The sequence below is a fragment of the Adonisia turfae CCMR0081 genome (assembly GCF_011009555.1).
In the GTDB taxonomy this organism is placed as follows: domain Bacteria; phylum Cyanobacteriota; class Cyanobacteriia; order Phormidesmidales; family Phormidesmidaceae; genus Leptothoe; species Leptothoe turfae.
The window spans coordinates 5,950-7,033 of sequence record NZ_QXHD01000002.1 but is presented as its reverse complement, the minus strand read 5'-3'; the positions used below and the strand labels follow the sequence as shown (position 1 = coordinate 7,033).

Annotated in this window: 1 protein-coding gene; it reads right to left on the bottom strand. The window is 41.8% G+C overall.

The annotated features are described in order from the left end of the window. Positions 1 to 34: 34 nt before the first annotated feature. Positions 35 to 274: a hypothetical protein gene (locus tag DXZ20_RS00710; protein ID WP_163695692.1), complete on the bottom strand. Its 240-nt coding sequence runs from the start codon at positions 272 to 274 to the stop codon at positions 35 to 37. Between the last annotated feature and the right edge of the window lie 810 nt (positions 275 to 1,084).

Here is a 1,084-nt window from a genome sequence, read left to right as displayed (position 1 = left end):
AGTGACTGAGCTTAATCAAGAGCTTGTCAACAGCTTAAATAGCGATGGGCACAAACTGATCACACGCCATAACAGGAGAATCTAGCGATCCATTTAGGGCACAATCCGACTTGTCACAGAAATAACAGTTGGCCTGCCGATAGCTATTGCAAAACTGTACTGGATACTCTGCAGCACCAGCCATAGGACAATTGCGACTTAAACAGGCAGTGCAGTTGGCTTGCCGGGGTACAGTTTGTGTGGGTGAAACTCTCTTAACAGTTGCATGAGCCATTATTCAATCTCCTTAGCGAAGCTAACGTTAGATAGCTGTTTTGTTGCGTTTGAGCTATCTCCTACACAGTAGCGCCTGCTGCACCATGGCGCAGCAGGCACCGTTAAACAATAGCTAGTAATTAATGGCAACTAGCCTAAACACCTGAGATGTTCCACTGCGTAGTCTGCTCTTGTTGTTCTAAATTTAGGCAACAAAGAAAACCAATAGGGTTCAACGTTCTTGCAACTAGTAACTGATAACTTTTTGCACTTCTTTACATATAGCCTGTCTCCGCATTCTGTCTCCGCATTCTGTCTCCGCACTGTATTTAGAGGGAACAACCTGTGGCCCATGGAGAGTTGGGCAGCCCTGGCCAGGGTTGACAAGAAAAAGCTGTCTAGTGAGAGGAGAACAAAGACAGCTTAAAGGCATTATTTCTGGCTTGCGTTGAGCAGACTTGACATTCCCCCTGAGACGTTCGCATCTAAAAAAAGTGGAGACCACAAGATGACGCAGATGTAGTCTCCCGGACGAATCCCTACTTAATTGACTTTTATTTGCAATTAAGCTTCTGTTTTATCGAGTATATATCAAAATTAAGTTATTGAGAAAGATTCTTTTTAATTTAAAGAAGATAGTAAACGGCCACCTGATAAAGCGTTACTAGTATGGGCTCTGAATGGATATTTTTCTTTATGTAATTAAATATACTTGACATCTATTGTCATTAATAGAATGATTCTTCTAAGTAATTACCCGTATTTATTGCTCATTTTTAATGGGCTTAATTGCAAGTAGTATGGCGGACATGGGTTCAGTTCGTTCGAA